Genomic DNA, 6,875 nt, shown 5'->3' with positions numbered 1-6,875 from the left:
GGTGAGCTGCTTCGATGCTGCTGACCGTCTGGCCGCGTGGCACCCGCAGGCCGGCCTCGGCGAGCAGTTTCTTGGTGAGCTCCTTGTCGCTGGCGATGCTGACTGCGACGTGGTTCGTCTGGCTGGTGATCGTCGCCTGCACGCGCTGCTGCAGCGCGCCCCAGCCGAGCTGGAACAGGTTCGCCGATTCGGTCAGCCGTGTGATGGGAATCCCGCGTTGCTCGGCGGCGTCGACGATGGCACGGGTGCTGGGCCCGATCGCGGCGCGAGCGGCGAGCGAGCGCAGCTCGATCAGCACCGGCTCGAGCGCGAACGCTTCGCCGGTGGCCAGCCGCTCGACCAATGCGAGCGCGACCTCGATGGCGCGCTGAGCCACGCTCTCGCTGCGGTAGGCAACGACGACGCGGTAGTGGCGCGGCCGGTCGCGCACCATCCGCGCCTTGCCAAAGCCGACGGCCGGGCCGGCCAGGCACTGCAGCTCGAGCGTCACGTGCTCGACGATGTGGGCCATGTAGGTGCCGGCGCGCAGCCGCTCGACGAAGCCCCCGACGTAGCCAGGCGAGCAGCGGTGCTTCTGCAGCGTGGGGAGCAGGGCGAGCAGGCGGTCGGTGAAGCCGTCCGGGGAGGCCGACGAGACGTCGTCAAGCCCTTCGAGGTCGATCACCGCCAGCAGGCAGGGCCGCGGCGAATGAATGTTGGGACCGCGCAGCAGGCGGCGTTCGACGAGCTTCACGATGCCGCTCCCTGGAAGCGGCCTTGGGCGCCGCTATCGGGCGTCGCCGTCACCGCACCGATCAGGTCGACGAGCGTCTTGGGGATGGGCCGGGCCCCTACGTCGTCGCGCGACTCGCTGGCGCCTGTCCTGCCGCCGTCGTGGCGGTAGTGGGCGCCAGCCGGCAGCAGGTGCAGCGTGACGTTGAAGAGCTCGAGGCTTTCCTTATCGGCGGCGTCGAGGTAGTTCGACAGCATTTCGCAGCCATTGATCAACGTCACAGCGCCCTCGCCGATGATCTCTATGCCGTGGCCCGGCTCAATGACGAGAGCGGTGTTTTCGTCGATGCCAGCGCCGAGCAGATATGGGTTCTGGGCGACGATGGCGGGCAGCCGGCCGAGCCGCTGGCGCTCCGAGAGGTGCTGGTCGCTGACGACCCGGCGCACGAAGCCAAGGCCGGCCGCGAGGTGCACCAAACTCTTCTGCGGCAGGATGTCGCGGCTGCCGTCGAACAGCATGTGTACCGACATCACCGATGCGCCGGCGCTGGTGCCCGATGCAGGCGCCGCGCTCGCGCAGGGCGCGATGCATGGCCTTGTCGATGCGGGTGCCGCGGTCAGCGCGATCAGCCGCTTCTGGTCACCGCCGGTCATGAAGATACCGTCGGCCTCGTAGACCTGCTGGGCCGCGGCCTCGTCGCTGGCATCGTCGCGGTTGGCGATGGCGATGGCGATGGCGATGGCGCTGCGGCGCCGAGGGTTCCGAAGGCTTCGTCGTTTGCGCCCCCACATTTCCTCGTGCAGCGTGCTCGCGGCGGTGTGCCGGCACGGCTCGGGCGAGCTGCACGGGGTTCTTGACGTCGCGCACACAGGCGACGGCGCCGAGTGCGTCCTCGCTGTCATCACAAGGCATCCCTCGTGTTCTTTGAATTGCCAACGCCACCATGCGTCACGACCGCAGGGAACGCCTTGCTCCGCTTCATATTCGGGTCATGAAACGGTTGCCGTGCCCCATCAGGGCCCGGCCCAGGGCCCCGAGGGCGTGGTCATTCATGGGCGTCGCGCAGGTTGGTGTAGATCCGCGTCGCCAGCAGGCCGACAGGGGTGGAGTGGTTGGCAGGCGAGAGCAGTCCGATCAAGCGGGCCATTGCCTCAGCGCGGCCGGTCACGCCGGCCAGCCGGTCAGAGAGAAGGCGCAGGTCGGCATTGAAATCGCCGGCGGTGGCGCGATCAAGGCCGGCGAGGTGATGGCTCAGGACATCGGCCACCGTCGTGCCGCGGGCGGGGCGGGGCGGGCGCGAGACGGCATTGGCAGCAGGCGCGACGACGCGCTTCGGGAAGCGGCGTGACGGCCGCCGCGGCGGCGGCGGCGGGGGCGATCCCGGCGTAGCCGCCCCGGGCGCAGCGGCGATCCAGTCGGCGACCAGCGCCTGCTCCCAGGCCGTGAACACGCCGAACATGGGCGAGCCTTCGTCGTGCAGGAGCCTCCAGAAGCGGCTGTTCACCGGCGGCTGGCCGCGCCGGATCCAGCCCAGGCCTTCAAGTGCACGCAGGAAGTCGGGCAGGCGGGCCGGCTCGCTTAGCCACTCGGTCACCGTTTTGCCACCGACGCTGCAGTAGTCGGAGTGCAGCGGCGCGCCCACCACGGCTTTGTTGGCTAAAACGCCAAGCAGCTCGCGCTCCATGTCGAACGACTCGATTGCATCTACCGTACCCATGCCGAGCAGGTTGAGCTTGAAGCCAGCGGCGACGCGCGCGAAGAATTCGCGGCCGCTTCCCAGGCGCGGCCAAGCCGCGAGCAGGCCGTCGAGCGCCTGCCGAGCATGACCGCTCGCCCCGTTGTCGACGGTGACATGCAGCGTGAAGTAGTAGGGGTCGATGTCGAGCTCGGCCAGCTCATAGGCGGTGATGGGCAGGTGCAAGGGCAGCTGCTCGTAGCCGAGGTTGAAGCCGATAAGTTCGGGAAGGAACTCGTCGGCATGGTGGGCGAGCGCGAGCTGAATGGCGCCCTGGGTGTAGTGCTCGTCAGCCAGCCGTTCGGCACCGTGGCCTTCGAGGCCGTGGCTGGAGAGCAAATCCCGGTAGAGGGCGACGTGGTTCTGCGCCCGCCGGCCCTGGCCCAGCTCATCGAGGTAGATGCGAATAAGGGCACCGAATCGTGCGTCGTTCCAATGCGGCAGCAGGCCGTATAGCCACGCACCGTCGACCAGCTTGGTCGGAGCGACGGCGCGCAGGAAGTGCAGAGCGTGCGAGCGAGTTGAGAAGAAGCGGCGCGGCGCTCCAGCCTGCCGCTCGTCGAGGTATTGACGGTAGCGCTCGGCAGCTTCGCGGTTTTCTTGCTCCAGCCATACCGGAAGCGAGCGGATGTGATCGGGAAAGTCGCACGCCAACTCGCTAGTGGCGTCGATCTGATCGAGCAGGAACGAGCGCGACGCCGAGCGCGCCAGCTCGTCAATCTGCCCGGGCCCGCCTCCGCCCTCACGCAGCAGCGCTGAGTACACCGAAACGGCGCGGGCGCGGCGCGGCGGTGTCGCGTTTGGGTCGGCCCGATGAATCCCGGAGACAGAACTGTCTTTCAATTTTAGCAATCCACAAAAGAGTTCGTGCCGCGGAGGAGCAAGCGACATACCCGTTCCCTAGAACGTACGGAGAAGTTGTTGCCCTCAACCATTCCGACTGCTGGCAGTCGAGGCTTTCTATCGGGACAGCCTGTGAAAGTGACTCGGGGTCCTATCGATATCCAGCCTCTCGTTGAAGTGGCGGCGGGTGTCCCCCGTGGGGGGTCATTGACACAGTGGCGAAAGCCTGCGAAGGGAGTTGAGGGAGCGTTCGCCCGAAAACGGCGGGTCTCCTGACCGGCCAGTAGTCGGCTCTTGCCTGTCGAGTCCTGAGTTCATCCGCTCGACTTTCAAGATGCAGGCCCAGCTCTTGGCTCGGGCGCGAGAACTGAGCTTGAACTTCCTGTCGTCCGAAATCGCGCCTTCAACCGGGACGGCAGCGCTACAGCAGTGCGGCGGCCAGGAACCACAGCCGGCGGCCCAGGCCAGTGTGCGGGAGCACGCTGCGTGGCGCCACAGTGCCAGGCACAGGAACAGCGGCGCGAAGTGCAACGCCACTGGCAGGCCCATGGGCGCACGTTGTGCCACAAGCATCAGGGCGGCAAAGCTTGCCAGCAGGTTCAACAGGCCGCGGCGACGACGATGTCGCGCCAGAACACCATTGCTGCCGGCCGCTCGCCGCGCCAGCGGCGGGCGAAAAAGCCGCTTCGCTGCGCAGCGCCCGGCACGATGTGCGGCTTGCTCTTCTGGCCGCCGAAAATGCCCAGCAACATCAGCAAGGACTGGAATCGTTGTAGATGCTGAGGTACACGCCCAGAGTGGCGCTGACGTAGTTGGTTTCCAGCCCGTCCTGCGCTCGCTTGAGGTCATGCACCCGAGGAGCCAGCCATGCCAAGGCGCGACTTTTGCGGCCGTGCTGGGCGGGGCTCAGAAGCTCCTCCTCGAACGCTCGTCCGGCAACTGGTGTGCCGCATTGACCTGCTTCCGCAAATAGGTGACTGCCGCATCGAGCTGCTCCGGCTTCAAGGCATAGGGATCGAACCGTGCCATTCCCCAAGCTCGCATCAGGTCGCCCAGCGCCCGCTCGCCGGGCACATATTTCATGGACCAATCGCCGAACGTGCGTTCGTTGGTCGGCTCGCGCGCCAATTCCGGTCGGCTCGCGCGCCAATTCCGTTACGTCGGAGGCGGCGGCGGCCGACAAGCAACTACAGGCGATCCTTCAAACCATCAGCTCCCAGCTGGTGAAGCTGCTCACTCGGGATGTCGCTCGCCGCCTGTGAAAGGTGAGCAGTACCTTCGGGACCGGTCGTTGGCGCGGTGACAGGCAGTGCCGCGGACGCGGAGCGTCGCAAAGGCGCTGCACGCCACACAGGCGCAGCATGCGATGGGCCGCAGCCAAGCTTGGAAAGCCCCGGATGCCTTGCCCGCGCCTTCACGTCTCGGGCTGACAGTGCGCTTCATGCCATTCTTGGTCGTCGATTCATTAATCGGGGAAGGCCGCATCGACAGCGGCGCCCGGTCGAAGGTTTAGCCGCTGTTCGATACGAAAGACATGGTCAAGTGGTCGTCGAGGCCTGCCTCGGCGGCTGCGACGTTGGCGAGCGATGATCGGGCCACTGACGGAGATGTTTATCCCGGAGCACGTTAGCGCGATTTCTGGAGTGTGACCGGTTTGAGCGTCCGGTAGTGAGTTCGCCAAGCAGGGCGTCCAGCGCCGCCACGCCACTAAGAACAACTTCGCGGCTGAACACCGCGCCATGCTCGTTCGGCGTCAGCCGCGGAAAGACCTCCAATCCGCTCGGTCCAGCACCATGCGACGTGGCTTGACGCGCTCCACCGCCTCAAGGAGCGCTTGGACCAGCCGTGCGATTCAGTAGTGACGCGCAGTTCGCTCGCCATCTCACCCAGGGTCACATACCGGGTGGTGTCGCCTTCCCTCACGCCTTGCAGCAGCTATTGCAGCGCCAAGGTCGTCTTGCCGGCGCCGGGTTCGCCGTTGATCATGCAGACCATGCGCACCGCACCGAGATCCTGTGCAGCAAGGACGAAGTGCAGGAAGCAGGCCTACTTCGACGACTACGTGCTGTATGGGCGCTGTATGGGCCTCATACCCACGACGGGCCACGTCTGGCCATGAGCGCCTGGAACGTCTGCCGCGACATGAGGTCGCAGCGCTCCGGCACCTTGCGGCCAGCCGAGTTGCTTGCATCCGCGGCCATGTCGGACGCGCGGATCCTGGAAGGCTCGGTCGAAGAGCTCGGCCTTGATCCGGCCGACTACGGCACGCACTCCAAGCGGCGCACGAAGGCAACGCTGTGCCATTCAGGGGTGCCCGACATCGCGGTCACGGCGACGTGTATACCCTTGGTAGGCGATTTGCAATCGACACGGCGCTGTGGGACTGGGCACTCGACGACCCCATCAGCGGCCGCACGGTGTATCAGCGTCGACTCGTTAGACTCTTTGCGGTGACGTCAGCACAAATCGCTGCGTCCTCGCGGCACTGGGGGCCCCTGCCTCAGAGCCGAAGCGCATGACGCGCGTCTAACTGGTCGACGACCATGTGATGCTGCGCGACGGCATCCGCTCGGTGCTCGAATCAGCCGGCCACCAAGTGGTGGCCGAGAGCGCCGACCTGACGACCGCCCTTGGCGAATTGCTGCGTTTGAGCCCCGAGGTTTTGCTGCTCGATCTCAACCTCGGCCAGCGCTCGGGGCTCGAACTCCTGACTGCCGTCATCAGGATCGTGTGGCGGCGACCGGCCCATTCACCACCGTTCTGGCAGCCGCCGTGATGTGTGAAACACGCGCAGGATCTCGACCGTCTCGCCCCGCACGCGGTAGGGAACGATGTAGCGCGTCTTTGCCACGATCAACTCGCGGGTGCCGGGCACTCGACCAGGCCGACCGAGACCCGGCTGCTCCGCAAGAATTGAGACGGCATCAAGTACGCGCTTGACGACCAAACCCGCGGCCGTGGCGTCGTCAGCCGCGATGTAGGTAGCCTCATCGTCAAGGTTGCGCAGTGCCTTGCGCAGCCACCTAACGCGCATTCACTTTCCACTTCTTGGCCAGTGCAGTGACATCCTTGTCGCTGGCAAAGTCACCGGCATCGGCTTCCTTCAGCGCCGCCTGGATCTCGCCGATCTGCCACTCGTTGTTTTCGACGTAGGAACGGATGGCTTCAGCGGCCAGGAACGACTTGCTGCGCTGGGTCGCTTCGGCCAAGACATCGAGGCGGTCCTTGACGTCGTCTTCAAGGCGGACGGTCATGGTCGTGGACATGTTGGGGCTCGCAGCGCTTGAACGTACACACAATACCACAACGGCGCACTTCGTTCGCTGACTTACGTCACGGATGCAGTCATGTGAGTGGCTGTGGAGCACGGCGCCGATGACGGGTTTCGGGCAGGTCAACCGCGCATCTGGATCTCCGGACTCGAGAATCTTGGAGGACCTTGCGCTTGAGTCGGTCCGCGGACATATCGGATCGGCGGTGGCGCGGCGGCACATCGGTGTGAACGACCATCGCCGCACCCTGGAACGGTGCAGCAGGTCCTCGCGTGATGCCAAGGACCCGGACCTGCGCGCGCATTCAAGCAAG

Annotated in this window: 6 protein-coding genes and 3 pseudogenes; 2 read left to right on the top strand and 7 right to left on the bottom strand. The window is 66.0% G+C overall.

Features of this window, described 5'->3' with window-relative positions; translation table 11 throughout:
- The 5 genes and pseudogenes from H0W40_RS18435 to H0W40_RS18415 all read right to left on the bottom strand — a co-directional run.
- Positions 1-733: pseudogene (locus tag H0W40_RS18435) on the bottom strand (cyanophycin synthetase); the annotation flags it as partial.
- Positions 730-1,503: a cyanophycinase gene (locus H0W40_RS18430; RefSeq protein ID WP_292449174.1), complete on the bottom strand. Its 774-nt coding sequence runs from the start codon at positions 1,501-1,503 to the stop codon at positions 730-732. The gene H0W40_RS18430 and the pseudogene H0W40_RS18435, both read right to left, overlap by 4 nt.
- A 254-nt stretch (positions 1,504-1,757) precedes the next feature.
- Entirely contained in the window at positions 1,758-3,212 is a 1,455-nt protein-coding gene (locus tag H0W40_RS18425; RefSeq protein ID WP_292449172.1) for an iron-containing redox enzyme family protein, read from the bottom strand.
- A gap of 800 nt (positions 3,213-4,012) precedes the next feature.
- Positions 4,013-4,143, bottom strand: a pseudogene (locus H0W40_RS18420) (BAX inhibitor (BI)-1/YccA family protein); the annotation flags it as partial.
- A 53-nt stretch (positions 4,144-4,196) separates the two neighbouring features.
- Positions 4,197-4,373, bottom strand: coding sequence for a hypothetical protein (locus H0W40_RS18415; RefSeq protein ID WP_292449171.1), 177 nt, complete (start codon positions 4,371-4,373; stop codon positions 4,197-4,199).
- A 1,125-nt stretch (positions 4,374-5,498) separates the two neighbouring features.
- Here H0W40_RS18415 and H0W40_RS18410 point away from each other — a divergent pair.
- Positions 5,499-5,744 (top strand): annotated as a pseudogene (locus H0W40_RS18410) (hypothetical protein); the annotation flags it as partial.
- 76 nt (positions 5,745-5,820) lie between these two features.
- On the top strand, positions 5,821-6,066 hold the full coding sequence (locus H0W40_RS18405) for a response regulator (protein WP_292449175.1): 246 nt from the start codon (positions 5,821-5,823) through the stop codon (positions 6,064-6,066).
- Here the strand turns inward: H0W40_RS18405 and H0W40_RS18400 are convergent.
- Together H0W40_RS18400 and H0W40_RS18395 are read right to left on the bottom strand one after the other, a co-directional pair.
- Positions 6,040-6,324 carry a type II toxin-antitoxin system RelE/ParE family toxin gene (locus H0W40_RS18400; protein ID WP_292449169.1) on the bottom strand — a complete coding sequence of 95 codons (285 nt, stop codon included), beginning with the start codon at positions 6,322-6,324 and terminating at the stop codon, positions 6,040-6,042. The genes H0W40_RS18405 and H0W40_RS18400 overlap by 27 nt on opposite strands.
- Positions 6,314-6,556, bottom strand: coding sequence for a CopG family ribbon-helix-helix protein (locus H0W40_RS18395; RefSeq protein WP_292449168.1), 243 nt, complete (start codon positions 6,554-6,556; stop codon positions 6,314-6,316). Before H0W40_RS18395 ends, H0W40_RS18400 begins: the two co-directional genes overlap by 11 nt.
- Positions 6,557-6,875: the final 319 nt, after the last annotated feature.

The sequence above is a fragment of the Methylibium sp. genome (genome assembly GCF_013817345.1).
In the GTDB taxonomy this organism is placed as follows: domain Bacteria; phylum Pseudomonadota; class Gammaproteobacteria; order Burkholderiales; family Burkholderiaceae_C; genus Methylibium.
Note: the sequence above shows the minus strand (reverse complement) of the source record. Positions and strands in the feature narration are given on the sequence as shown.